The 24547-nt window shown below is 33.3% G+C and carries 27 protein-coding genes; 21 read left to right on the top strand and 6 right to left on the bottom strand.

What is annotated here, in order from left to right; genetic code table 11:
* The 20 genes from rpsN to ctlX all read left to right on the top strand — a co-directional run bounded on the left by rpsN (position 1) and on the right by ctlX (position 13952).
* Positions 1-270 carry a 30S ribosomal protein S14 gene (gene rpsN, locus Q0857_RS00175; protein WP_298530440.1) on the top strand — a complete coding sequence of 90 codons (270 nt, stop codon included), beginning with the start codon at positions 1-3 and terminating at the stop codon, positions 268-270.
* A 68-nt stretch (positions 271-338) separates the two neighbouring features.
* Positions 339-737 carry a 30S ribosomal protein S8 gene (gene rpsH / locus Q0857_RS00170; RefSeq protein WP_298530437.1) on the top strand — a complete coding sequence of 133 codons (399 nt, stop codon included), beginning with the start codon at positions 339-341 and terminating at the stop codon, positions 735-737.
* 18 nt (positions 738-755) lie between these two features.
* A complete protein-coding gene (rplF, locus tag Q0857_RS00165; RefSeq protein ID WP_298530434.1) occupies positions 756-1298 on the top strand; it encodes a 50S ribosomal protein L6 in 543 nt (180 codons plus the stop codon).
* Positions 1299-1308: 10 nt separating this feature from the next.
* The gene (rplR, locus tag Q0857_RS00160) at positions 1309-1665 is read left to right on the top strand and encodes a 50S ribosomal protein L18 (protein ID WP_298530431.1); all 357 of its coding nucleotides are present in this window, start codon (positions 1309-1311) and stop codon (positions 1663-1665) included.
* Positions 1666-1671: 6 nt separating this feature from the next.
* Positions 1672-2196 carry a 30S ribosomal protein S5 gene (rpsE, locus tag Q0857_RS00155; RefSeq protein WP_092847729.1) on the top strand — a complete coding sequence of 175 codons (525 nt, stop codon included), beginning with the start codon at positions 1672-1674 and terminating at the stop codon, positions 2194-2196.
* Between the two features lie 11 nt (positions 2197-2207).
* Positions 2208-2387, top strand: a complete 180-nt coding sequence (rpmD, locus tag Q0857_RS00150; protein ID WP_019386285.1) for a 50S ribosomal protein L30 — start codon at positions 2208-2210, stop codon at positions 2385-2387.
* A gap of 16 nt (positions 2388-2403) precedes the next feature.
* Complete coding sequence (gene rplO, locus Q0857_RS00145) at positions 2404-2856, top strand: 50S ribosomal protein L15 (protein WP_298530427.1); 453 nt, start codon at positions 2404-2406, stop codon at positions 2854-2856.
* Between the two features lie 14 nt (positions 2857-2870).
* Positions 2871-4226: a preprotein translocase subunit SecY gene (gene secY / locus Q0857_RS00140; protein ID WP_298530424.1), complete on the top strand. Its 1356-nt coding sequence runs from the start codon at positions 2871-2873 to the stop codon at positions 4224-4226.
* 10 nt (positions 4227-4236) lie between these two features.
* Positions 4237-4452: a translation initiation factor IF-1 gene (infA, locus tag Q0857_RS00135; RefSeq protein ID WP_028289261.1), complete on the top strand. Its 216-nt coding sequence runs from the start codon at positions 4237-4239 to the stop codon at positions 4450-4452.
* A gap of 4 nt (positions 4453-4456) precedes the next feature.
* Positions 4457-4573, top strand: a complete 117-nt coding sequence (gene ykgO / locus Q0857_RS00130; protein ID WP_013305171.1) for a type B 50S ribosomal protein L36 — start codon at positions 4457-4459, stop codon at positions 4571-4573.
* A 2-nt stretch (positions 4574-4575) separates the two neighbouring features.
* Positions 4576-4944 (top strand): 30S ribosomal protein S13, encoded by a 369-nt coding sequence (gene rpsM / locus Q0857_RS00125; protein ID WP_298530407.1) that lies wholly within the window; start codon positions 4576-4578, stop codon positions 4942-4944.
* A gap of 107 nt (positions 4945-5051) precedes the next feature.
* Positions 5052-5435, top strand: a complete 384-nt coding sequence (gene rpsK / locus Q0857_RS00120; RefSeq protein WP_136480151.1) for a 30S ribosomal protein S11 — start codon at positions 5052-5054, stop codon at positions 5433-5435.
* A gap of 188 nt (positions 5436-5623) precedes the next feature.
* Positions 5624-6229 carry a 30S ribosomal protein S4 gene (rpsD, locus tag Q0857_RS00115; RefSeq protein WP_298530402.1) on the top strand — a complete coding sequence of 202 codons (606 nt, stop codon included), beginning with the start codon at positions 5624-5626 and terminating at the stop codon, positions 6227-6229.
* A gap of 95 nt (positions 6230-6324) precedes the next feature.
* The gene (locus tag Q0857_RS00110; protein WP_298530400.1) at positions 6325-7317 is read left to right on the top strand and encodes a DNA-directed RNA polymerase subunit alpha; all 993 of its coding nucleotides are present in this window, start codon (positions 6325-6327) and stop codon (positions 7315-7317) included.
* A 59-nt stretch (positions 7318-7376) separates the two neighbouring features.
* Complete coding sequence (gene rplQ / locus Q0857_RS00105; protein WP_298530398.1) at positions 7377-7850, top strand: 50S ribosomal protein L17; 474 nt, start codon at positions 7377-7379, stop codon at positions 7848-7850.
* A gap of 84 nt (positions 7851-7934) precedes the next feature.
* Positions 7935-9038 (top strand): glutamine-hydrolyzing carbamoyl-phosphate synthase small subunit, encoded by a 1104-nt coding sequence (carA, locus tag Q0857_RS00100; protein WP_298530395.1) that lies wholly within the window; start codon positions 7935-7937, stop codon positions 9036-9038.
* A 156-nt stretch (positions 9039-9194) separates the two neighbouring features.
* Positions 9195-10487, top strand: a complete 1293-nt coding sequence (gene eno, locus Q0857_RS00095) for a phosphopyruvate hydratase (RefSeq protein ID WP_298530392.1) — start codon at positions 9195-9197, stop codon at positions 10485-10487.
* A gap of 177 nt (positions 10488-10664) precedes the next feature.
* Positions 10665-11951: a citrate synthase gene (locus tag Q0857_RS00090; RefSeq protein ID WP_298530389.1), complete on the top strand. Its 1287-nt coding sequence runs from the start codon at positions 10665-10667 to the stop codon at positions 11949-11951.
* Between the two features lie 140 nt (positions 11952-12091).
* Positions 12092-13006, top strand: coding sequence for a dimethylarginine dimethylaminohydrolase family protein (locus Q0857_RS00085; RefSeq protein ID WP_298530386.1), 915 nt, complete (start codon positions 12092-12094; stop codon positions 13004-13006).
* A gap of 10 nt (positions 13007-13016) precedes the next feature.
* Positions 13017-13952 (top strand): citrulline utilization hydrolase CtlX, encoded by a 936-nt coding sequence (gene ctlX, locus Q0857_RS00080; RefSeq protein WP_298530384.1) that lies wholly within the window; start codon positions 13017-13019, stop codon positions 13950-13952.
* A gap of 18 nt (positions 13953-13970) precedes the next feature.
* Here ctlX and Q0857_RS00075 read toward each other — a convergent pair whose 3' ends face one another.
* A complete protein-coding gene (locus Q0857_RS00075; RefSeq protein WP_298530382.1) occupies positions 13971-16049 on the bottom strand; it encodes a tetratricopeptide repeat-containing sensor histidine kinase in 2079 nt (692 codons plus the stop codon).
* A gap of 420 nt (positions 16050-16469) precedes the next feature.
* Between Q0857_RS00075 and argS the strand changes: the two genes are divergently transcribed.
* Positions 16470-18248 carry an arginine--tRNA ligase gene (argS, locus tag Q0857_RS00070; protein WP_298530379.1) on the top strand — a complete coding sequence of 593 codons (1779 nt, stop codon included), beginning with the start codon at positions 16470-16472 and terminating at the stop codon, positions 18246-18248.
* 10 nt (positions 18249-18258) lie between these two features.
* Here the strand turns inward: argS and Q0857_RS00065 are convergent, their stop codons facing one another.
* From Q0857_RS00065 to Q0857_RS00045, 5 genes are all read right to left on the bottom strand, one after another.
* The gene (locus tag Q0857_RS00065) at positions 18259-19014 is read right to left on the bottom strand and encodes a DUF5050 domain-containing protein (protein ID WP_298530377.1); all 756 of its coding nucleotides are present in this window, start codon (positions 19012-19014) and stop codon (positions 18259-18261) included.
* Positions 19015-19050: 36 nt separating this feature from the next.
* Entirely contained in the window at positions 19051-20679 is a 1629-nt protein-coding gene (locus Q0857_RS00060) for a DUF1501 domain-containing protein (RefSeq protein ID WP_298530374.1), read from the bottom strand.
* Positions 20680-20682: 3 nt separating this feature from the next.
* Positions 20683-22323: a DUF1800 family protein gene (locus tag Q0857_RS00055; RefSeq protein ID WP_298530371.1), complete on the bottom strand. Its 1641-nt coding sequence runs from the start codon at positions 22321-22323 to the stop codon at positions 20683-20685.
* A 380-nt stretch (positions 22324-22703) separates the two neighbouring features.
* Complete coding sequence (locus tag Q0857_RS00050) at positions 22704-23753, bottom strand: nucleoid-associated protein (protein WP_298530368.1); 1050 nt, start codon at positions 23751-23753, stop codon at positions 22704-22706.
* A 116-nt stretch (positions 23754-23869) separates the two neighbouring features.
* Positions 23870-24547 carry a hypothetical protein gene (locus Q0857_RS00045; RefSeq protein WP_298530366.1) on the bottom strand — a complete coding sequence of 226 codons (678 nt, stop codon included), beginning with the start codon at positions 24545-24547 and terminating at the stop codon, positions 23870-23872.

Raw genomic sequence — 24547 nt, 5'->3', positions numbered from 1 at the left:
ATGGCTAAAGAATCAATGAAAGCCCGTGAGGTAAAAAGATCTAAAACAGTAGCTAAATATGCAGCTAAACGTAAGGCTTTGAAAGAAGCTGGAGATTATGAAGCATTACAGAAGTTACCTAAAAATGCATCACCTATACGTCAGCATAATAGATGTAAATTAACGGGAAGACCAAAGGGGTATATGAGAACGTTTGGAATTTCTCGTGTAACTTTCAGAGAAATGGCCAATCAAGGTCTTATACCTGGAGTAAAGAAAGCTAGTTGGTAATATTATTTAAATAATCGGGTTTAAGGTTCGAAATAGTTCGAAAACCAAGACCACAAAATCAATTCATTATGTACTCAGATCCAATTGCGGATTTTTTGACAAGAATTAGAAATGCAGTGCGTGCTAACCACAGAGTGGTTGAGATTCCTGCTTCTAATCTTAAAAAAGACATTACTAAAATATTATTCGAACAAGGATATATTTTAAGTTACAAGTTTGATGATTCTACTGTACAAGGAACTATTAAAATAGCTCTTAAGTACAATAAAGAAACAAAAGAACCAGTAATTAAAAAACTTCAAAGAATTAGTACACCAGGTCTACGTAAGTATGCTGGTGCTAATGAGTTACCTAGAATCCTTAACGGTCTTGGTATTGCTATTGTTTCAACTTCTCACGGAGTTATGACAGGTAAACAAGCTAAAAGGGATAACGTAGGTGGAGAAGTTTTATGTTACGTTTACTAATTTTAAAGCCAGAAAGAAATGTCAAGAATAGGAAATAATCCAGTAGCCATTCCAGAAGGTGTAACAGTTGACGTTAAAGATAACGTAGTAACTGTAAAAGGAAAATTAGGAGAGTTAACGCAAAATTACGATTCTATAGAAATTAAAGTTGAAGACGGTAGCGTTTGGGTTACTCGTTCTTCTGATACTAAAGATCAAAAAGCTAAACATGGTTTATACAGATCTTTAATGCACAATATGATTGAAGGTGTATCTAAAGGATGGACTAAGGAATTAGAATTGGTTGGTGTAGGTTATAGAGCATCAAACCAAGGACAAAAATTAGATTTGGCCTTAGGTTTTTCTCATAATATTGTTTTAAACATTGCTCCTGAAGTAAAAGTTGAAACGGTTTCAGAAAAGGGAAAAAATCCATTAGTAAAACTAACATCATTCGATAAACAACTTGTTGGTCAAGTAGCTGCGAAAATCCGCGGATTTAGAAAACCTGAACCTTACAAAGGAAAAGGAATCAAGTTTGTTGGTGAAGAAATAAGAAGAAAAGCAGGTAAATCAGCTTAATAATTAAGTTATGGCATTGACAAAGAACGATAGAAGACTAAGAATAAAAAACAGAATCCGTAAGGTTGTTTCTGGTACAGAAGCAAGACCAAGATTGGCTGTTTATAGAAGTAATAAAGAAATTTATGCTCAATTAGTAGATGACGTTACTGGTAATACTATCAGTGCAGCATCTTCAAGAGATAAAGGTATTAGTGCTGGAAAAGCAACTAAATCTGAAGTAGCTAAATTAGTAGGTAAAGCACTTGCTGAAAAAGCTTTAAAAGCTGGTGTAGAAACAATCTCTTTCGATAGAGGTGGTTATTTATATCACGGTAGAGTTAAACAATTAGCGGAAGGAGCTAGAGAAGCAGGACTAAAATTCTAAGAAATTATGTTTAAAAAATATAAAAGTGCAGAATTAGTAAAACCAGGTGGGTTAGATCTTAAAGATCGTTTAGTTGGTGTACAAAGAGTTACAAAAGTAACTAAAGGTGGTAGAGCATTTGGTTTCTCAGCAATCGTTGTGGTTGGAGATGAAGCTGGTGTTGTAGGACAAGGTTTAGGAAAATCTAAAGATGTAGCTAGTGCGATTGCAAAAGCTGTTGAAGATGCTAAGAAAAACCTTGTTAGAATTCCTATTATTAAAGGAACTTTACCTCATGAGCAAAAAGGTAAATATGGTGGAGCTAGAGTAAATATCATTCCTGCTGCTCCTGGTACAGGTGTAATTGCTGGTGGTGCTGTAAGAACTGTTCTTGAGGCTGTAGGTGTTCATGATGTATTATCTAAATCTCAAGGATCTTCTAACCCTCATAATGTGGTAAAAGCAACTTTTGATGCTTTATTACAGCTAAGAGACGCGAATGCTATTGCTAGAGATAGAGGTATTACACTTGAACAAGTTTTTAACGCTTAATATAGACAGAAATGGCAAAGATTAAAGTAAAGAAAGTTAAAAGCGCAATCAATCGTACGCAAAGACAAAAAAGAACTTTAGAAGCTCTAGGTCTTAAAAAGATTGGTCAAGTAAAAGAGCATGAGGCTACACCAAATATTCTTGGTATGGTTGCTAAAGTTTCACATTTAGTTTCTGTTGAAGAAGCTTAAAAATATAAACTGAAAAATGGATTTAAGTAATTTAAAACCTGCAGAAGGTTCAGTAAAAAGCCAAGGAAAAAGAATAGGTAGAGGGCAAGGTTCTGGTAAAGGTGGTACGGCAACTCGTGGTCACAAAGGAGCTAAGTCTCGTTCTGGTTATTCTAAGAAGCTAGGATTTGAAGGTGGTCAAATGCCACTACAAAGACGTGTACCTAAGTTTGGTTTTACAAATATCAACCGTGTGGAGTATCAAGGTATCAATTTAGATACTCTACAACAATTGGTTGATGATAAGAAAATTAAAGATACCGTAGATTTTGAAATATTGTTTACTAACCGTTTAGCTGGAAAGAATGATCTAGTTAAAATTTTAGGTAGGGGTGAATTAAAAGCAAAATTAAAAGTATCTGCTCATAAATTTACGGCTTCAGCAAAAGCTGCTATTGAAGCTGCAGGTGGAGAAGCTGTAACGATATAAGACTTATTATAAGTATGAAATTTATAGAATCAATAAAGAATGTTTGGAAAATAGAAGAACTAAGAAACAGAATCATAGTAACCTTGAGTCTGTTATTGGTTTACCGTTTTGGTGCGCAGGTCGTTTTACCTGGTATTGATGCGGCTCAATTAGGAGGCTTGGCAGAAAAGACAGACGGTGGTTTGTTAGGTTTGCTTAATGCCTTTACAGGTGGCGCCTTTGCTAATGCTTCGGTTTTCGCTCTAGGTATAATGCCTTACATTTCTGCTTCTATTGTTGTACAATTAATGGGTATAGCTATTCCTTACTTGCAAAAACTTCAAAAAGAAGGTGCTAGTGGGCAAAAGAAAATAAATCAAATTACGCGTTGGTTAACAATAGCTATTTGTTTATTACAAGCTCCTGGATATTTGGCAAGTTTACCAGCATTGGGTATTCCTTCAAGTGCATTTTTATTAGGAACAGGATTTTTATTCTATTTCTCATCAGTAACTATTTTAGTAACAGGATGTATTTTTGCCATGTGGTTAGGTGAGAAAATCACCGATAAAGGTATTGGTAATGGAATTTCCTTATTAATTATGGTTGGTATTATTGCTACTTTACCTCAAGCATTTTTACAAAATGCGGCTACTAGATTAGAAGGTGGTGGAAATGGTGGTTTAATGATGGTATTAATTGAATTTGTAATCTGGTTTGTAATCATTTTAGCCTCTATTATGTTAGTAATGGGAGTTAGAAAGATTGCTGTACAATATGCTAGAAGAACTGCTACTGGTGGTTATGAGAAAAGCGCCATGGCAGGGTCAAGACAATACATTCCGTTGAAGCTTAATGCTTCAGGAGTTATGCCAATTATATTTGCTCAAGCTATTATGTTTGTGCCGAGTTGGATTGGAGGATCTTCATTCTTAAAAGAAACGGCAGCTGGAGCTTGGATGCAAACCAATTATTCGGATATGTTCGGGTTTTGGTACAACATTACATTTGCTTTATTGATTATAGTATTTACATATTTCTATACTGCAATAACAGTTCCTACCAATAAAATGGCGGACGATTTAAAACGTAGTGGTGGTTTTATTCCAGGTATTCGCCCAGGTTCTGAAACTTCTGAATATTTAGATAAAATAATGTCTCAGATAACCTTACCAGGTTCTATATTTTTAGCTCTAGTTGCTGTGTTTCCAGCATTTATTGTTAAGCTTATGGGAGTACAACAAGGATGGGCCTTATTTTTCGGAGGTACTTCGTTATTAATTATGGTTGGAGTTGCAATTGATACTATGCAACAAATAAACTCTTATTTGTTGAATAGACACTATGATGGTTTGATGAAAACAGGTAAAAATAGAAAAGCAGTAGCTTAATTATTATACTATGGCAAAACAAGCAGCAATAGAGCAAGACGGAACAATTATAGAGGCATTATCGAATGCTATGTTTCGTGTTGAATTAGAAAATGGTCACATTGTGACTGCTCATATCTCGGGTAAGATGCGTATGCATTATATTAAATTATTACCAGGGGATAAAGTAAAATTAGAAATGAGTCCTTATGATTTATCTAAGGCTCGAATAACTTATAGATACTAACAAGATGAAAGTAAGAGCATCAGTTAAAAAAAGAAGCGCAGATTGTAAAATTGTGCGTAGAAAAGGCAGACTTTACGTGATAAACAAAAAGAATCCTAGATTTAAACAAAGACAAGGGTAATTATGGCAAGAATTGCAGGTGTAGACATACCAAAAAACAAAAGAGGAGTAATTTCTTTAACTTATATCTACGGAATAGGTAGAAGTAGAGCTCAAGAAATTTTAGCAACAGCTAAAGTTGATGAAAGTACTAAAGTTCAAGACTGGACGGATGATGAGATTAGCGGAATTCGTGAAGCTGTAGGAGCTTTTACTATCGAAGGTGAATTACGTTCTGAAACACAATTAAACATTAAGCGATTGATGGATATTGGATGTTACAGAGGAATTCGTCACAGATCTGGTTTACCATTAAGAGGTCAACGTACTAAAAACAACTCTAGAACCAGAAAAGGTAGAAGAAAAACTGTTGCTAACAAGAAGAAAGCATAATTAATAACAATTAATTTAGTCTTTAGTCTTTAGACGTTGGAAGGAATCTGTTTGAAATTACGGTTTAGGATTCTAGCGACTATCACTAATACTAAGCACTAGAAAATATGGCAAAGACAAGCACAAAAAAACGTAAAGTAATTGTTGATTCTGTTGGAGAGGCGCATGTAACAGCTTCTTTCAATAATATCATTATTTCGCTTACTAATAAAAAAGGAGACGTAATTTCATGGTCTTCTGCTGGTAAGATGGGATTCAGAGGTTCAAAGAAAAATACGCCTTACGCTGCTCAATTGGCTGCTGAAGATGCTGCAGCTGTGGCATCAGAAGCTGGATTGAAAAAAGTAAAGGTTTATGTTAAAGGGCCTGGAAATGGTAGAGAATCTGCTATTCGTTCTATTCACAATGCGGGAATTGAAGTAACAGAAATTATTGATGTTACGCCATTACCACATAATGGATGTCGTCCACCAAAAAGAAGAAGAGTTTAATCGCCTTTAAGATAGCGCGATTAGAATAATGCAAAGCAAGAATTAATATCATCTGTTATATAGATGGTATTAATTTTTTGTATAAATTTGCAAACTGAAAAAAATAACAAGTATTAACGAGAGATCAACGATTATCGAAGGATAAGATTAAGACCTTAATTCATAATCACTCTCAAAACAAATTTAAAATGGCAAGATATACTGGTCCTAAAACTAAAATAGCTCGTAAATTTGGCGAGGCTATCTTCGGAGAAGATAAATCTTTCGAAAAAAGAAATTACCCTCCAGGTCAACATGGTAACAACAGAAGACGTGGAAAAAAATCTGAATATGCAATTCAACTTCAAGAGAAGCAAAAAGCTAAGTATACATATGGTATCTTAGAGCGTCAATTTAGAGGTTTATTTAAAAAAGCAAGAGCGGCACAAGGGATTACTGGTGAGGTGCTTTTGCAATTATGTGAGTCTAGATTAGATAACGTGGTATTCAGAATGGGAATTGCTCCAACTAGAAGTGGTGCAAGACAATTGGTATCTCACAGGCACATTACTGTAAATGGGGAATTGGTAAACATTCCTTCTTATTCTTTAAAAGCTGGAGATGTTGTAGCTGTAAGAGAAAAGTCAAAATCACTTGAGGCTATTGAAAGATCACTTTCTAACTCAAGTACTGTTTATGAGTGGATTACTTGGAATAGTGATACTAAGCAAGGGACTTATGTTTCAGTTCCTGCTAGAATTCAAATTCCAGAAAACATAAACGAACAATTCATCGTAGAATTATACTCTAAATAATATATTAATCATATTGGTATTTGGCCAAAGGGTTTATTAGTCTTCTTCAAACTTATAGACCGCGCAACTAAATAACAATTAAAACGAAGAACAATATGGCAGTATTTAATTTTCAAAAGCCCGACAAAGTAATCATGATTGATTCTACTGATTTCGAAGGTAAATTCGAATTCAGACCATTAGAACCAGGTTACGGTTTAACAGTAGGTAATGCGTTAAGAAGAGTTTTGTTATCTTCTTTAGAAGGATTTGCAATTACATCGGTTAGAATAGAAGGTGTAGATCATGAATTTTCGGCAATTGCTGGAGTAGTGGAGGATGTAACAGAAATCATCTTAAACTTAAAGCAAGTACGTTTTAAAAGACAAATTGAAGATATAGATAATGAGTCAATTTCTATTTCAATATCTGGTCAAGAAAGAATTACAGCTGGAGATTTTCAAAAATTTATTTCAGGATTCCAAGTATTAAATACAGAATTAGTTATCTGTAACTTAGATCCTAAAGTTAATTTTAATATGGAAATTACTATTGAAAAAGGTAGAGGATACGTTCCTGCTGAAGAAAACAAAAAAGCTTCTGCGCCAATAGGAACTATTTTTACTGATTCAGTATATACTCCAATAAAAAATGTTAAGTATAGCATTGAGAACTATCGTGTTGAGCAAAAGACTGATTACGAAAAATTAGTTTTTGAAATCATTACTGATGGATCTATTACACCTCAAGATGCTTTAACAGAAGGCGCTAAAACACTTATTCATCATTTCATGTTATTCTCTGATGAACGTATCACTTTAGAAGCTGATGAAATTGCACAAACTGAAACTTATGATGAAGAATCACTTCATATGAGACAGTTGCTTAAAACAAAGCTTATCGATATGGATTTATCTGTTCGTGCGCTTAACTGTTTAAAAGCTGCTGAAGTTGATACTTTAGGAGACTTAGTATCATTCAATAAAAATGATTTAATGAAATTCAGAAACTTTGGTAAAAAGTCTTTAACTGAGCTAGAAGAGCTGGTTAATGTTAAAGGTTTAAACTTCGGAATGGATTTAAGTAAATATAAATTAGATAAAGATTAATTAATCATATTTTGCTCCTCGATAAACGAGTTTGGTAGCAAGATGATAAAACAAAGGTCATGAGACACGGAAAAAAAGTAAACCACTTAGGTAGAAAAACTGCTCACAGAAAAGCAATGTTGGCAAATATGGCATGTTCATTAATTGAGCATAAGCGTATTAATACAACTGTTGCTAAGGCAAAAGCTTTAAAACAATTTGTGGAGCCTATGATTACAAAGTCTAAAGTTGATACAACGCACAACAGAAGAATTGTTATGGCTAGTTTAAGACAAAAAGATGCTGTAACTGAATTGTTTAGAGATGTTGCTGTAAAAATTGGTGACAGACCAGGAGGTTATACTAGAATTATTAAATTAGGTAATCGTTTAGGTGATAACGCTGATATGGCAATGATAGAATTAGTTGATTACAACGAAATCTATAACGCTGAGAAAGCTAAGAAGAAAACAACTAGAAGAAGTAGAAGAGGTGGTACTAAACCTGCTGTAGCTGCTCCAGTTGAAACTCAAGCATCAAACGAAGAAGAATAATGTTAATAAGCATTTAATATATTAAGGATAAACTATTTTAGTTTATCCTTTTTTTTATGCAATTTTGTAAAACTTTTTTTTAGAATGAAATATCAAAAAAGACAAAAAGCCATCGTATTACTTGCAGATGGGACTATTTTTTACGGTAAAGCAGTCGGGAATAAACAAGGTACTTCTTTTGGAGAAGTTTGTTTTAATACTGGTATGACGGGTTACCAAGAAATATTTACAGATCCTTCATATTTCGGGCAGTTAATGGTTGCTACTAATGCACATATTGGGAACTATGGAACCAATGCTGACGAAGTGGAATCTGATTCAATTAAAATTGCTGGACTCATCGTTAAAAATTTTAGTTATGATTATTCGAGAGACGATGCAGACGCATCTTTAGAAGAATTTCTGGATAATAATAATCTATTAGCAATATCAGATGTTGATACTCGTGCTTTAGTAAGTTATATAAGAGATCATGGAGCTATGAATGCTGTGATCTCTACAGATGTTGATAATGTTGAAGGTTTAAAGAAACAACTAGCCGAAGTACCTAATATGAAAGGCTTGGAGTTAGCTTCGAAAGTATCCACAAAAGAACCTTACTATTTTGGTGATGAAAATGCGACATATAAAGTAGCTGCTTTGGATATAGGTATTAAGAAAAATATCTTAAGAAATATTGCAAGTAGAGATGCATATATAAAAGTGTTTCCATATAATTCTAAGTTTGAAGATTTGGAAGCATTTAACCCAGATGGGTACTTTTTATCAAACGGGCCTGGAGATCCAGAACCACTGGTTGAAGCCCAGGAAGTGGCTAAAGAGATTATAAAAAGAAATCTACCGCTATTTGGTATTTGTTTAGGACATCAAGTTATAGCACGTGCTAATGGTGTGTCAACCTATAAAATGCATAATGGGCATAGAGGTATTAATCACCCAGTAAAAAATATGATTACAGGAAAAGGTGAAATTACATCTCAAAATCATGGTTTTGCTGTAAATAGAGAAGACGCCGAAGCAAACCCGGATTTAGAAGTGACTCATGTGCATTTAAATGATAACACTGTTGCAGGATTAGCCATGAAAAACAAAAACGTTTTTTCTGTACAATATCATCCAGAAGCAAGTCCGGGACCACACGATTCGTCATATTTGTTCGATCAGTTTATCGAGAATATTAAGAAATAATTTCCTATTTAAACTTCATTAATATACGGCTATTATTGAGGTTTTTTTACTAAAACGTTATAGATGTTATTTCTTTAATTTCTAAGGAAACATTTAAGATAAGACAAGATTTAGCCGTAAATTTGAAGTAATTTAAAAGATTTAAAATAAACCATTATGAGTGTAATAATTAACGTTCACGCAAGACAAATTCTAGATTCAAGAGGGAATCCAACAGTTGAAGTAGATGTAGTAACTGAAAATAACATATTAGGAAGAGCTGCTGTACCATCAGGAGCATCAACAGGAGAACACGAAGCTGTTGAATTACGTGATGGCGGAAATACTTATATGGGCAAAGCTGTTTTAAAAGCAGTAGAGAATGTAAACACGACGATTGCTGAAGAGCTGTTAGGGGTTTCTGTTTTCGAACAAAATCTTATTGATAAAATAATGATTGATTTAGATGGAACACCAAATAAATCAAAACTAGGAGCCAATGCTATTTTAGGTGTTTCTTTAGCAGTTGCAAAAGCAGCAGCGAATGAATTGAATATGCCTTTATACAGATACGTAGGTGGAGTTTCTGCTAATACGCTTCCTGTACCAATGATGAATATCATTAATGGAGGTTCTCACTCTGATGCTCCAATTGCATTTCAAGAGTTTATGATTATGCCAGTAAAGGCAAAAACTTTTACTCATGCTATGCAAATGGGAACTGAGATTTTCCACAACCTTAAAAAGGTATTACATGACAGGGATTTAAGTACTGCTGTAGGTGATGAAGGTGGCTTTGCTCCAAACTTGGCAGGAGGAACAGAAGATGCTTTAGATACTATAGCGAAAGCTGTTGGAAATGCTGGATATAAATTTGGTGATGAAGTTATGATCGCTTTAGATTGTGCCTCTGCAGAGTTTTTCGTTGATGGTAAATACGATTACAAGAAGTTTGAAGGAGATTCTGGGGTAGTTAGAACTAGTAAAGAGCAGGCTGAATATTTAGCTGAATTAGTATCAAAATATCCTATCATTTCTATTGAAGATGGTATGGATGAAAACGATTGGGAAGGTTGGTCTTACCTAACAGAGTTAGTTGGGGATAAAGTACAATTAGTTGGTGATGATTTATTTGTTACTAATGTGGAGCGTTTATCAAGAGGTATTAACGAAGGTATTGCTAACTCAATATTAATTAAAGTAAACCAAATAGGATCGTTAACTGAAACCATTGCAGCGGTAAATATGGCTAAAAATGCAGGTTATACATCTGTAATGTCGCATCGTTCAGGAGAAACTGAAGATAATACTATTGCTGATTTAGCAGTTGCTTTAAACTGTGGCCAAATTAAAACAGGTTCGGCTTCACGTAGTGACCGTATGGCAAAATACAATCAATTACTTCGTATTGAAGAAGAATTAGGAGATGTTGCTTATTTTCCACAAGAAAACGCATTCAAGATAAAGTAAAAACTAATTAAGTTTTATTACAAAAAAGCGGTTATTTTTTAATAATCGCTTTTTTATTTGCTATTAATTATGATAATCTATTAATTGATTAAATCATTCGGAATAATCTTTAAAAATAGGGTGATATTTCGTAATTTAGCGTTCCGCAAAAAATAACATAAATTCACGAAAAAACATATGGCAAATACAGCTACAATTGAGATTGATGGTAAAAAGTATGAGTTTCCTTTAGTTGAAGGGACTGAAAATGAAGTTGCAATTGATATTTCTAAATTAAGAGCTTCTACAAATGGTGTTATTACAGTTGACCCAGGGTTTAAGAATACGGGTTCCTGTGAAAGTGCTATAACGTTTTTAGATGGTGAAAAAGGTATTTTAAGATATCGTGGTTATTCTATAGAGGATGTTGCTGATAAAGTTGACTTTTTGGAAGTAGCATATTTACTAATCTTTGGAGAATTACCTACGAAAGAACAGAATGATAAGTTTCATGATGATATTAAAGCGGAGTCAGCTGTAGATGAAGATATTAAGAAGATTTTAGATGCTTTTCCTAAGGCTGCACATCCAATGGGAGTTATTTCTTCTTTAACAAGTGCTTTAACAGCATTTAATCCATCTTCGGTAAATGTAGATTCTGAAGAAGATATGTATAAGTCTGTTGTTAGAATACTTGGGAAAATGCCTGTATTGGTAGCATGGACTATGCGTAAGCAACAAGGACAACCTTTAGATTATGGAGATAACTCTTTAGGGTATGTTGAGAATCTTTTAAAGATGATGTTTTCAAGACCAAATAGCTGCTATGTGCAAAACCCTGTTTTAGTTGATGCTTTAGACAAGTTATTGATATTACACGCAGATCATGAGCAAAATTGTTCAACATCTACAGTAAGAATTGTAGGTTCATCTCATGCTGGTTTATTTGCATCACTTTCGGCTGGAATATCTGCATTATGGGGTCCGCTTCATGGTGGAGCAAATCAGGCCGTTTTAGAAATGTTAGAAGCTATTCAAGCTGACGGTGGCGATACTAAAAAATATATGGCGAAAGCAAAAGATAAAAGTGATCCTTTTAGATTAATGGGCTTTGGTCATCGTGTATACAAGAATTTCGACCCACGAGCTAAAATTATTAAGAAAGCTGCAGATCAGGTATTACATGATTTAGGAATTGATGATCCTATTTTAGAAGTAGCTAAGGGGTTAGAAAAGGAAGCTCTAGAAGATCCATATTTTGTGGATAGAAAGCTTTATCCTAATGTTGATTTTTATTCTGGTATTATCTATAGAGCTATGGGAATTCCAACAGAGATGTTTACGGTGATGTTTGCTGTTGGTCGTTTACCTGGTTGGATTGCACAATGGAGAGAAATGCGTTTACGTAAAGAACCAATTGGAAGGCCAAGACAAATATATATTGGAGCAACTGAAAGAAAGTTTGTTCCAGTAGAGGAGAGATAATAAATGATATAATTTTTTAAGAATTGTTAAGTTTCATGAAGTTTTCATGAAACTTTTCTTTTTTATATGAATATTATATAAGAATAATATAATTATTCATAGTTTTGGCTTCGATAACTAAAAACATTTAATGCGTATTTATGTTGAATTTAAATGTAAAGAATGAAGTCTCACGTTTAAGGGCTGTGGTCCTTGGAACTGCAGAAAAGAACGGACCAACTCCAAAAATTGAGAATTGCTACGATCCCAAAAGTATAGAGCATATTCTTGCAGGTACTTATCCTAAAGAAGCCGATATGTTGCGCGAAATGGAATCTGTTGCCCGAGTTTTTGAGAAGTATGATGTTAAAGTTTACAGACCAGAAATCATCAAAGATTGCAACCAGATTTTCTCTAGAGATATTGCATTTGTAATAGATGATATTATGATTGAGGCGAATATACTACCGCATAGAGAAGAGGAGGTTCATGCCATTGATTATATATGGAACCAAGTTGCTAAGGACAAACGAGTTATTTTGCCTGAAGAGTGTCATGTAGAAGGAGGAGATGTTATGCCTTGGAATGATTACATTTTTATTGGAACATATTCCGGAGATAACTATGCAGATTTTATTACAGCCCGAACAAATATGGACGCAGTAATTGCTATTCAAGAGTTGTTTCCTGATAAAACGGTTAAATCATTCGAATTAAGGAAATCAAATACCGACCCAAAAGAGAATGCATTGCACTTAGATTGTTGTTTTCAGCCTATTGGAAAAGGGAAAGCTATTATTCATAAAAATGGATTTTTGGTTGAGAAGGAGTATGACTGGTTATGCGGTTTCTTTGGTAAAGAAAACGTTTTTGAAATTTCAAAAGATGAAATGTACGCCATGTTTAGTAATGTTTTTTCAATATCTGAGGATGTTATTATTTCAGAAAAGAATTTTACAAGATTAAATAATTGGTTACGTGAGCAAGGATTTACAGTTGAAGAAGTATCTTATTCGGAAATAGCTAAGCAAGAAGGTTTATTACGCTGCTCCACAATGCCTTTATTAAGAGATTAATTTTAAAAGTATGCAACAAACTACAAATACAATATTGATGGTTCGTCCAGTGAATTTTAGGATGAATGAACAAACTGCTGTTAACAACTACTATCAGAAAGTATTGGATAATATGATGCCTGAAACGGTTAATGTTATAGCTCAAAAGGAGTTTGATAATTATGTAGAAAAATTAAAGGCTATTGGTGTAAACGTCATTGTGGTAGAGGATACGAGAGAAACAGATACTCCAGACTCTATATTTCCAAATAACTGGGTGTCTTTTCATGAAAATGGTGATGTAGGTTTGTTCCCAATGTTTGCTAAAAACAGACGATTAGAACGTCGTGAAGATATATTGGATGTTCTGGAAGAAAAAGGCTTTATAATTAACAATATTGTTGACTATACAAGTGCGGAGGATGAGCATGTTTTTTTAGAAGGGACAGGTAGTGTCATATTAGATCGAGTTAATAGAAAAGCATATTGTGCAATTTCCCCTCGCGCAGATGAAGATTTATTTATAGAGTTTTGTGAAGATTTTGAGTATACACCTGTAGTGTTTGTGTCAAATCAAACTGTTAATGGAGAACGAAAGGCCATATATCATACTAACGTCATGATGTGTTTGGGCGAAGACTTTGCTATAATTTGTCTGAGTAGTATTGATGATAAGAAGGAACGCAAAAATGTGATTAAGTATTTGGTTGAAGATGGTAAGGAAATTATTGATATTACAGAAAGTCAAGTGAATACCTTTGCAGGTAATATGCTGCAGGTTAAAGGAACTCAGGATGAACTTTATTTAATAATGAGTCAGGCAGCCTATAATTCGTTAACGAAGTCGCAAATAGAAACTATTAAAAGGTACACTAACATATTATCAAGTCCTTTGGAGACTATTGAAGCATGTGGAGGTGGAAGTGCAAGATGTATGATGGCGGAAGTGTTTTTGCCAAAATCTTAAACCTTTAAACTTGAATCATTAAGAGGAAGGTCTTGATTTAGGTAGCTGTACATAAAAAGTACTACCAACACCTTGTGTACTTTCAACCCAAATTTTACCATTATTCAATTCTACTAACTCTTTACAAATTGAAAGCCCCAAACCAGTACCTTTCTCGTTATCGGTACCCATGGTTGTAAAGGAACTACTCTTGAATAACTTATCTAAGTTTTGTTTAGATATGCCAATACCAGTATCTGCAACACTAACAATACAACTTCCATTACTAATGTGATTTGAAACAGTTAAAGTGTCTCCTGCTTTACAGAATTTCAGAGCATTTGCTAGTAGGTTTTGTATTACAATTTCAAACATGCTTCTATCTGCATAGGCGAAATCCCTCAAGGAATGATCAACTATGGAAATCCCTTTGTTCTCAGCACGTTGTTCAATTAACCTTACTTTACTTTCAAAGACTTCTTGTATATCAAATAAACTTGGTTTAGGCTCTAAAGACTGCATCTGAGATTTAGACCAATTCAATAAGTTAAATAATAATAAGGATGCGTTATTTGCATTTTCGCTTAATTCAGGAATTAAATTATCAAATTCTTCTCTAGATAAGGAACCATCTTTTAAAAGATCTATAAAACCATTAATAGAAGAGAGTGAATCTTTTAAATCATGTGAAACAATTGAAAAAAGTTTATCCTTAACATTATTAACATTTTCTAAGTGCTTAGTTTGTTCAAGGAAGGCTTCATTTTGCAATTCAATCTTGATGTTTTTCTCCTCAAGTTCTTGCATATACTTTATATTGTTATTTCGTTTTAAATAAATTAAAACTAAAAACGTAGATACAATGGCAAGTGCTGCTAATAAACCATAAAAAATAATTTTGAATTTATTTAGCTGTTTAGTAGATGTAGATTCTAAGGGGTTCGTATTAGGAGTTATAATTGCTTTATCTTCTGCATTTTTTATTTCCGATATGCTAGGTGATTCAAACCCAGGTTCTGTTGGAAGAATCATATCGGGTTTTAAAGAAACCTCTTGCTGCTTCAAACTATTACGTAATTCATAATAATTTCGCTGCCATGTAAAGGCACTATTAAAACGCTTTCGAATGGAATCCAAAGATTTCATCAACTTATAATGTTTTAATAATTCCTTTTTGTTGTTCAATTGCTTTGCAAATTCTCCAGATTTTCTGAGTTGTTTCTCAGCTGTTTTTAATCTGCCTTGTTGAATATTTAAATCACCTAAGCCATTTAAAGCCATTAGCAAACCACTTTTGTTTTTTATTCTGGTGTTAACATTATAGCCTTTAACTAAATATTTTGTGGCTTTATCATAATCTTTAAACTGAAGATATTCACTTCCTAATTTGGTGTAAATACGACCTTTGATGGAATCATTAACCGAAATATTGCTTTCTAATACTTTTTCATAAAAGTCAATAGCTTTTCTGTGCTCTTTTTTATTAGAATATAACTCCGCTAATTTGCTGCTTGATTCGTAAATACCCTCAGAATCATTTAACTCTTCTTGTATTTGGAGTGCTTTTTCATAAAAATCAGTTGCCTCATCAAAAGCTTGAATGTTATAGCAGGCTTTAGCTAGATTAGAGTAGGCTAGATTAAGCTCAGTTTTAAGACGACCTCTTTCCAGTACATTAACGGCATTAATAGAGTATTTTAGGCCTTTTTTGTAGTTGCCACGTTCTATTTCTATTAACCCAATACTATTATTAACCCTTGCGATACTTAAGGTGTCCTTTAGAGAAACAAAAAGCTTTTTGGACTTTTCATAACCGCTTACAGCATTAATATAGTCTCCTTTTTTTGCGTAAATTAAAGCTTTGTAATAAGCTATTTTAGCTGTTGCATGATTATAATCTAATGTATTAGAAAGCTTTTCAATAGCAAGAATATATTTCATAGCCCTATCGTAATCATTAATTTCATATAACGATTCAATAAGTTTTATCGAAGTATCTATTTTAAGCGAATCTTGACTTTGAAAAGCAAGTTCTAAAGCAAGACTGTCTATCTCATTAGTTTGTGAAAAACCAAAGGACATAGATAATACAATCACATAAGTAATTATTCTCCTCATACAACATAATAAATCACCGAACGTAAAAAAGCGAAATAGTCTTAAGTTTGAGGGAAAGTAAGACGGCTTAGTTAAGCTGTGACTGTTAGTTTGTTTATTTTTTCCATACAAATGGAAATTAATAGCATTACCACACAAAAGTTGGAAAAAGGCTGGTTAAAATCTAATTTACGGGTTTTAATACCAAAAAATTAGACGAAAGGATATAGAGAAATTAACAAAAAAACCGATGAATAGATGAACGGTAAATATCATGGAAAAAAGGTGTATTTTTCGATGAAATACACGGTTGTTTTATATGTTTTTTGTATGGTTTTGTAATCTCAAAGAATACGGAGTATTATAGATTTAAGCTTTTTACTAAATTCTTATAAAACTTAAAAATCTTGTTATCTTTGCAGCCTTAAAATACTTTAAGAAATGAGTCTGCAAGAAACCCTATTAAATTACGTAAAACAAGCTGTAAAATCTGGATATAATATTGATCTTGATTCTGTTGAATTTCAGGCAACCAGAAAGGAATTTGCAGGTGATATTACTTTAGTTGTTTTTCCTATGTTACGTTTTGTAAAAGGGAATCCAGTTCAAATAGGTGAGACGATTGGTAATTACTTGGTAGAACATGCGGAAGATGTTAAAGCTTTTAATGTAGTTAAGGGGTTTTTAAATATTGAAATAAACGATTCCTATTTTATTGAATTCTTTAATGATATTAAAGATGAAGAGACATATGGCTTTTTGAAGCCAAACCCTGAAGATAAGGCGATTATGGTTGAGTATTCTTCACCAAACACAAACAAGCCATTACACTTGGGTCATGTAAGAAATAACCTTTTAGGTTATAGTGTTGCTGAAATTTTGAAAGCTTCTGGAAAGAAAGTTTATAAAACTCAAATTATTAATGATAGAGGCATACATATTTGCAAGAGTATGTTGGCTTGGGATTTATTTGGGAATGGTGAAACTCCTGAAAGTACTGGTTTAAAAGGAGATAAGTTAGTAGGGAACTACTATGTGAAATTTGATCAAGAATATAAAAAGCAGATCCAAGATTTAATAGAGGCGGGAAGCAGTGAAGAAGATGCTAAGAAGAACGCTCCTTTATTAATTGCAGCCCAAAAAATGCTTTTAAAATGGGAAGCGGGAGATAAAAGTACTGTAGAGCTTTGGGAAAAAATGAATAGTTGGGTATATGAAGGTTTTGGTGAAACGTATAAAAATTTGGGAGTTGATTTTGATACCCTGTATTATGAGAGTAATACCTATTTGTTAGGTAAAGAATTTGTTGCTGAAGGATTGAAATCTGGTGTATTCCAGAAAGAAAATGATGGATCTGTTTGGTGTGATTTAACAGATGAAGGATTGGATAAAAAAATAGTTCAACGAGCTGACGGAACTGCAGTATATATGACCCAGGATATTGGAACTGCTATACAACGTATAAAAGATTTCCCTGATGTTGGAGGTATGGTATATACCGTTGGAAACGAACAAGATTATCATTTTCAAGTCTTATTCTTAATTTTGAAAAAGCTTGGTTTTGATTGGGCCGATAACTTATACCATTTAAGTTATGGTATGGTTGATTTACCTAGTGGAAAAATGAAAAGTAGAGAAGGTACAGTTGTGGATGCGGATGATTTGATTGATGATATGGCAAATACAGCTGAAGAAATCTCTGAAGAATTAGGAAAACTGGATGGCTATTCCGAATTAGAAAAAAAGGCGCTTTACAGAACAATTGGCTTGGGAGCGTTAAAATATTATATTCTAAAAGTAGACCCCAAAAAACGCATTTTATTTGACCCAAAAGAATCGATAGATTTTCAAGGAAACACAGGTCCGTTTATTCAATATACCTATGCGAGAATACAATCTATTTTAAGAAAAGCAGATTTAAATACAACTTTAAGTTTTGAAGGGTTGGTGCTTCAGGCTAAAGAAAAGGAGTTGCTTAAGCAAATTCAATTATTTCCTGAGGTTATGCAAAATGCAGCAGATAATCATAGTCCTGCCTTAATTGCTAATTATACCTATGAGTTGGTTAAAGCATTTAATTCTTTTTATCAAAATGTATCTATTTTAGGAGCAGATAATGATATTGAAAAGTCTTTTAGAATTCAACTTTCCAAAAAAGTGGCAGCAACAATTAAAAGTGCATTTAGTGTACTAGGTATTCAGGTTCCAGAGAGAATGTAATACTTGATGATTATTTATCAAAATAAGGAGCTATGGCAGTAATCCACCCTTTTATTTCTGTAGCATTGGTTGAGATAGATTGACCTGTGCGTAGGATATTATGATTTATTTCATTTAGCGCAGTTACAGTGATTATTTCATTGTTAAAAATGGCTAAACAATAAGTTCCTGTTGTTTCAACCCCAGATAATGTATGTTCTATTTTACTGTTTAAATTTAGTCTTATAACAGACTCATTTTCCGAATAGCGTAAATAATATAGATTGTTACCATCAATTGCTATATCTGGAATATTTAAAGTAGAGTTGTCTGTTGGTATTTCTTCAATAAGAGAGCCGTTTTTTTCAATCTTGTTAATGCTATTAAAATTGGAGTAATACAAATATTCATCTTGAACAGCTATGCCTTCTGTACTTATGTTTCTAATTTCGGACCTAATGGTTCCGGTTTCAGGGTTGAGCTCATAAATGGATTCGTTTTCACCATTTCCACCAACCCATAAAGATGTTCCATCATAGGCCAGCGCATGAGGGGATTCTAAATTTTCGGGTAACTCAAGTTCTAATTCAATAGTCGAGGTTGTTTCGTTATAAAGATATATTCCTGGGCTTTCATACTTTTTATGCGTTAAAATCCACCATCTTTGTTCTATGTCCTCATTTTCAATAGAATTACCAAAAAGGAAATCCTCTGGTAAATTTCTATTACAAGAAGAAATCAAAATTGTAAATGCGATTAAACCAAAAAATGTTTTTAGAGTTTTCATAAACTTCTTAATTACTCATAGAGATTTTAACTGAATTTATATTTTGACAACCTTATGGACTTCTTTTTTAGCTCCAGATAGAATTTCAAAAAAATAAATACCACTGCTTAAGTTATAAAGGTTTAAGCGTACCTTTCCATCAATTAAGGCATCGGTTTTTTCAATTAAAAGCCTCCCAGCAGCATTATATATTCTATATGAAATAGTATCAGCTGTACTTACTCCTGCAATATTAACCGTATCTCTGAATGGATTTGGGTATACTAACCATAGTTTATTTTCATCTAAAGCAGCGGGCCTTCTTGGTACACAACCAGTGGAAATATCGTACGTTCCTTTTATTAACTCCTCTATTTTTAAATTATTATAGCTTTCATTTGATGTATGATTAAAAAATGTGGTGTCAATCACAGCATCATCAGCACCAAGAAAATTTTGAAGAAGTGTAGCAAAGGTCTGCCTATAGTCATATTGAACAGTCTTTAGCTGGTAGTTATTCATACTGGTAGCTTCCTTAAGATCTGGGTTGTTTCCAGAAACACCTCCTTTAACTGCTTTTCCAAAAACAAACATAGGAGCAATTTCGCCATGATCTGTTCCAAAATTTCCGTTTTCAGCAGCTTTTCGACCGAACTCCGAAAAAGTAAGGCCTACAACATCGTCGGCTAAATTTTGACCTTCTAAGTCGTTTATAAAGGCTTCAACGCTGTCAGATAGTCTTGATAATAAATTATAATGTTTTCCTATGGCATCTCCAGGGCCTTGTACTTGTGCATCATGTGTGTCAAAACCTGAAATACGAACCATGTAAATTTTTGTACCTAAATCTCCACTTATTAATCTTGCCACTGTTTTTAACTGATTGGATAAATCAGAATCTGGATAAGTCACATCGTTTCGGCCTTTGTTAAAGGAGCTAGAAATAGATTGTGCATAGGTGTTAGTTAATGAATCCGTATCGGTTAAAAACTTTAGCTGTTCTCCGTAATCTGAGTCTGGGAAATTTATAGGCGGAGCACCTGCTAACCCATTTAAAATGGAATAAAAACCTGCAGGGTCTTGCCTTGTAAGGTTAATTGATAAGCCATGTGCTTCTTCGGCGTGAAAACCTAATGAAGTTTTATTCGAACCTATTTCTATAGCAAGCGGATAGGTTTCTACAATTAAATCTGGATAGTAATGTTCCATAAAGCGCCCCATCCAGCCTGTATCTTCTCCATTTAAAAGACTATTTCCATCATTTCCTGTTAGATATAAATCTGTTGAAGTAAAATGACCTCTGTTTTGAGAAGGATAGCCTACAGACTGTAAAACACGAAGCCAACCTTTATCATACAACGATTTAAATCCTTTAAGTGCTGGGTTTAGACCTATTTGTTGATTGTCAGGTAGAGAACTATCTAAATTAATATATTTATTTGTTCCTGAAATTGGAACTTTTATGGTCGGTCTTAAATTACTGTATATATCGTATTGGTTTAATGGAACTACAGTGTTTAAGCCATCGTTTCCTCCAGCCAAATTAATTAGTACCAGTTTTCGATTTGAAATATCTGGACATTCTACATATGGCATAAACGTTTTTAGTGCAGCTTGTATTTGCAAAGGTGTTAAACCAATGACCGAAGCTGATGCCGAGAGTTTTATAAAATTTCTTCTTTTCATAGCTTACATTAATTGAAATTCAGCTGCATTAATCATGGCAATGACAAGAGCATCTAAACGAGTTCTAACCGTAATATCATCACTATTGCTTAAGTAACTGTTCCATGTAGTTGTCCAGTAATAGTCTGGAAAACCTTGATCTAGTAAAAAGCTTTTAAAATAATTTATTCTATCGGTATCTATAGATTCAGTATATAATAAATCGGCCATTTCAGATATTAGTAAATTGGGGTCTGAGGCATTGGAGATTTGATTTTTCACAAAGAGAACAGTATCCAGTGATGCGTACATATCTCCTGAATTTATAGTGTTTTTGCCTTCAACCAAGCTTTCAATAAGTCTATACCTTCCAATAATCGTATTTGAAGAGAACCAGTGTCTATCAAAATTTGGTTCTTGGTAGTACGCAGGATAACCGGCAACAACCTCAGGGTTATAAAAATCCATACCTGCTGCTCTAAAATAGGAGTTATGAATAAACTTATAGAAAAAGTCATTATAAAATTTTAAGGCATCTGTATTCGGATTAGGGTATGACACATTAAATACGGAACACACCTCTGAGACTAATTGTAAAGGGCTTTTTATAATACTGCCAATAATTTCATCTGTGGCATCACTATCATCACTATCATAAAAATGTTCACTCGAAAGAAGTGTTTGTACAACTGGCAAGATTTCATAATTATTGTCAATTAATAGCTGTGCCAATGGAGCAATAATATCTGTTTCTACTTCTTCGTCCCAGGTGCTTTTTACAAAATATCGATATAACTTTCTACAATACGATTTGGCAGTTTCTGGTTGAGCGAATACCATTTCAACAAAATCACTTAACTCACCAAATATATCTGCTTCAAGATTTCTTCCTGTAATTATTTGATTACCAAAGGCAGCGCTAAATGTTTTATTATCTGTATCGTGCAAATCCGAATTTACGTAACCCATAGGGATTCCTGTATCTGGATCAAGAATGCTTCGGTCTTCTTGTATTCTAAACCCAGAAAATACCTTTGCAGCTTGTTGAATATCAATTTCGGTATAGTTTGTATAATTTCCTTGGCCAATTTGTTTGCCCTCCAGAATAGTGAAGAGTTCTAAATATTCTCTGGCATAATTTTCATTTGGATTGTTTTTGTTGTTTTGGGTATTGTCCAAATAATCTAACATACCATTATCCAAAGTGATTTTTTTTGCCAAGGTTTTAATGTTTCCGAAGGCATGGAAATCTAATAACCGTACGTAGTCGAAAAAATATGTGGATGCACCAACACCATCGTCTTTACCAACAGTAAAGCATGTATGTAAAAAAAACGATAATTTATGTTTTAAACTTATTTGATTCATGGCATTGTACCACCACCAGCCGGTAACTATGCCTCGTTTTCTTGGCTGGTCATCAAAAGAGTTTGGTAATTCCGGTGCAGAAGTCCAAAATCCATCAGGAGCTTCTACAGGAAGAGGGTCGTAAGGTTCTGGTAATATATTTGCTGTTTGTGAGATTAAACTACTAACGGCTCCAGCTGCTGTCATGCCTGTAAACACTTCTAATTGTGCTTTAGTATAATTAAAAGTAGCTCGTCTTAGTAAGTGTTTTGATTTTCTTAAATCTAAACTACCAGAAAGCGGATTTAGGGACGCCATAATTTTTTTTCACAAAGTAAAAAAAGATTGATTATTTGCTCCTTAAAGGAAGAGTTTTTCGATGAAATATTGTTTTTTGTCTTAAAAAATGGTATTTCATCGAGTGTTTTGCCTGTATAATCTCTTTTTATTGGAAAATTCCAAAAATTGATTTTTAAGGTTATTTAAGCTGTAATTTCCTTTTTTTCGTGTGTTTATAGCAAGAACTAATAACACGTTTATTTCTTATTTTATAAATGAATGATTAAATCTCAAAAAATGTGAGTTAAGAGATTTTAATGTGCTTTGTTGGAAAAGTTATACTTGTAATAAGGTTTTGTTTTTCAGAATAAAAGTTCCTTCAGTTTGCTTAGGCTGTTAACCAAAATCAAAGCTTTTGTTTAATCTTCAGCGTTAAAGAACACTTTATAATAGTGCATTTTTTTCTCATTATCATAACCCCGCTCTAAGTATTCGGCTGAGGCATCCGGAGCATCTATATCTAGTTTTATTTGAATATGAGTGTCTAATTTAATATCGGTTTTTATCTTACGTTTTTCTTTATTAACTACAGCTTCGGCAACATCAAACTGATTTCTAATAATTAAATTTTGCTCACCTTCAAACTCTTTTTTGTAGTTGTCAAATTCACGTTTGTGTTTGTCTTCCTCAAATAATTCATCTTTAAAGCGCTCCACATTTACGACTTCATTTTCTTTAAAAAAATCAATAGTCTGGGCTAGAAATGTATTTTGTTCTTGTGCGCCATAACTTGTTTTTAAAACTTCGGTTGAAAATTCTTTGCATAACTCAATGTATTGCTGAGTATGGTTGTTTGCATCATCGGCATATTTAATATTTAAGAAATGATTAATCCAATATTGCGTATCATAACTATTATTATCTACACTGAAAATTATGGGTCCTTCGCCATCTGTTTGATTTAAAATTAAGCAGCCTTTATCCACCTTTTTTGAGCTGATACCTTTTTGAACCAGAACATCATAACTATTATTTTCTAGATAAGTTTGGAAGAAATTTACCTTGCTTTCAATTTTAAATATACCAATTGCGTTAGTCGTTATATCTCTAAATTCTATTCCTTCAAACATGACTACCAATACATCACCTGTTTTAATATTAGCCGAACTTGATTGTTCGTATAAGTGGGTAACAATATGTTTAGAAACATCAATAAAATCAGATTCATCTGCAAACAATTGAGTGCTATAACTATTAATTTCATTTAGCGAAATATTTGCATGATGGTTAAAACGATAGCTTTGTACAACACTCCCAAATGGTCTTAACAAGAAAGGCAGCATTAAATCGTAACTGGCTTCGTCAAAATCAACAGTTTTGTTAGAAAAAGCATTTTTAGTATCATTAAATTTATTTCCAACTTTATGAATTATAAATTGAGAAATTGAGGCGTTTTTTCTTGAAATCATTTATGATGTTTTAAGATTGCAATACTATTAAATTAACTTGGAATTGTTATAAAAAAAGAGCGCCAAAGCATAAAACTTTGACGCTCACAAGATTTGAGGACTTGCTTATAATTACCTTATTTACTAAATTTTGTAAGCTCTGAATAGCTCATGAGATTTCCCTTTTTATTATAGGTTTCGTTTTTCACCATACCAACACCTTCTGCCACCCATTCCTTAATTGTAAAAGTATATTTCACGCCCATCTTCATCTCCGAGGTGTAACTTAAAACATAACAATCAAAAGTTCCTGCAGGTGTTGTAATGGACTCTTGAGCATCTACTTTTCGGTTTATCATATTAATAGTCATATTCATTTTCATACCACTCATGTTGATAGCCATTTGCATATTAGCATCTTTAAGAGTTTTACCAACTTCTAATTCTTTTGGGAATTCAACGTTCGTACCTGTCATATCAACATCCATGTCTTTGTATTTCGTGAAGATTTCAGGACTCATTAAGGACTTAAAATCAATAGAAATACTGTTTCCTTCGCAGGTTACATCATATCCAGTCGTAGTTATTTCTTTTCCTTTGGTATCAAAAATTTTCGTTTCAAGTGAGGCTACATTATTGTCAACATTGGTTACTTCATAACTTACATAACCTTCTTTTTTCCCTTTTTTATTGAAATTAGTAATTTCAAATTTAGCACCTTCCTCAAAAGGATAATAAGCATTACAAACATCTTGAGCTTTCGAAGAAAAACTTATAAATACAGTAAGTACTAATACTATAAACTTTGTTTTCAT

The organism is uncultured Algibacter sp. (assembly GCF_947495925.1).
GTDB lineage: Bacteria > Bacteroidota > Bacteroidia > Flavobacteriales > Flavobacteriaceae > Algibacter_E.
The sequence above is the reverse complement of the archived record's forward strand: the minus strand, read 5'-3'. Positions and strand labels throughout refer to the sequence as shown.

Coding starts and splice junctions, on each gene's coding strand:
- rpsN (WP_298530440.1), top strand. CDS start 1: ATGGCTAAAGAATCAATGAAAGCCCGTGAGGTAAAAAGATCTAAAACA.
- rpsH (WP_298530437.1), top strand. CDS start 339: ATGTACTCAGATCCAATTGCGGATTTTTTGACAAGAATTAGAAATGCA.
- rplF (WP_298530434.1), top strand. CDS start 756: ATGTCAAGAATAGGAAATAATCCAGTAGCCATTCCAGAAGGTGTAACA.
- rplR (WP_298530431.1), top strand. CDS start 1,309: ATGGCATTGACAAAGAACGATAGAAGACTAAGAATAAAAAACAGAATC.
- rpsE (WP_092847729.1), top strand. CDS start 1,672: ATGTTTAAAAAATATAAAAGTGCAGAATTAGTAAAACCAGGTGGGTTA.
- rpmD (WP_019386285.1), top strand. CDS start 2,208: ATGGCAAAGATTAAAGTAAAGAAAGTTAAAAGCGCAATCAATCGTACG.
- rplO (WP_298530427.1), top strand. CDS start 2,404: ATGGATTTAAGTAATTTAAAACCTGCAGAAGGTTCAGTAAAAAGCCAA.
- secY (WP_298530424.1), top strand. CDS start 2,871: ATGAAATTTATAGAATCAATAAAGAATGTTTGGAAAATAGAAGAACTA.
- infA (WP_028289261.1), top strand. CDS start 4,237: ATGGCAAAACAAGCAGCAATAGAGCAAGACGGAACAATTATAGAGGCA.
- ykgO (WP_013305171.1), top strand. CDS start 4,457: ATGAAAGTAAGAGCATCAGTTAAAAAAAGAAGCGCAGATTGTAAAATT.
- rpsM (WP_298530407.1), top strand. CDS start 4,576: ATGGCAAGAATTGCAGGTGTAGACATACCAAAAAACAAAAGAGGAGTA.
- rpsK (WP_136480151.1), top strand. CDS start 5,052: ATGGCAAAGACAAGCACAAAAAAACGTAAAGTAATTGTTGATTCTGTT.
- rpsD (WP_298530402.1), top strand. CDS start 5,624: ATGGCAAGATATACTGGTCCTAAAACTAAAATAGCTCGTAAATTTGGC.
- Q0857_RS00110 (WP_298530400.1), top strand. CDS start 6,325: ATGGCAGTATTTAATTTTCAAAAGCCCGACAAAGTAATCATGATTGAT.
- rplQ (WP_298530398.1), top strand. CDS start 7,377: ATGAGACACGGAAAAAAAGTAAACCACTTAGGTAGAAAAACTGCTCAC.
- carA (WP_298530395.1), top strand. CDS start 7,935: ATGAAATATCAAAAAAGACAAAAAGCCATCGTATTACTTGCAGATGGG.
- eno (WP_298530392.1), top strand. CDS start 9,195: ATGAGTGTAATAATTAACGTTCACGCAAGACAAATTCTAGATTCAAGA.
- Q0857_RS00090 (WP_298530389.1), top strand. CDS start 10,665: ATGGCAAATACAGCTACAATTGAGATTGATGGTAAAAAGTATGAGTTT.
- Q0857_RS00085 (WP_298530386.1), top strand. CDS start 12,092: ATGTTGAATTTAAATGTAAAGAATGAAGTCTCACGTTTAAGGGCTGTG.
- ctlX (WP_298530384.1), top strand. CDS start 13,017: ATGCAACAAACTACAAATACAATATTGATGGTTCGTCCAGTGAATTTT.
- Q0857_RS00075 (WP_298530382.1), bottom strand. CDS start 16,049: ATGAGGAGAATAATTACTTATGTGATTGTATTATCTATGTCCTTTGGT.
- argS (WP_298530379.1), top strand. CDS start 16,470: ATGAGTCTGCAAGAAACCCTATTAAATTACGTAAAACAAGCTGTAAAA.
- Q0857_RS00065 (WP_298530377.1), bottom strand. CDS start 19,014: ATGAAAACTCTAAAAACATTTTTTGGTTTAATCGCATTTACAATTTTG.
- Q0857_RS00060 (WP_298530374.1), bottom strand. CDS start 20,679: ATGAAAAGAAGAAATTTTATAAAACTCTCGGCATCAGCTTCGGTCATT.
- Q0857_RS00055 (WP_298530371.1), bottom strand. CDS start 22,323: ATGGCGTCCCTAAATCCGCTTTCTGGTAGTTTAGATTTAAGAAAATCA.
- Q0857_RS00050 (WP_298530368.1), bottom strand. CDS start 23,753: ATGATTTCAAGAAAAAACGCCTCAATTTCTCAATTTATAATTCATAAA.
- Q0857_RS00045 (WP_298530366.1), bottom strand. CDS start 24,547: ATGAAAACAAAGTTTATAGTATTAGTACTTACTGTATTTATAAGTTTT.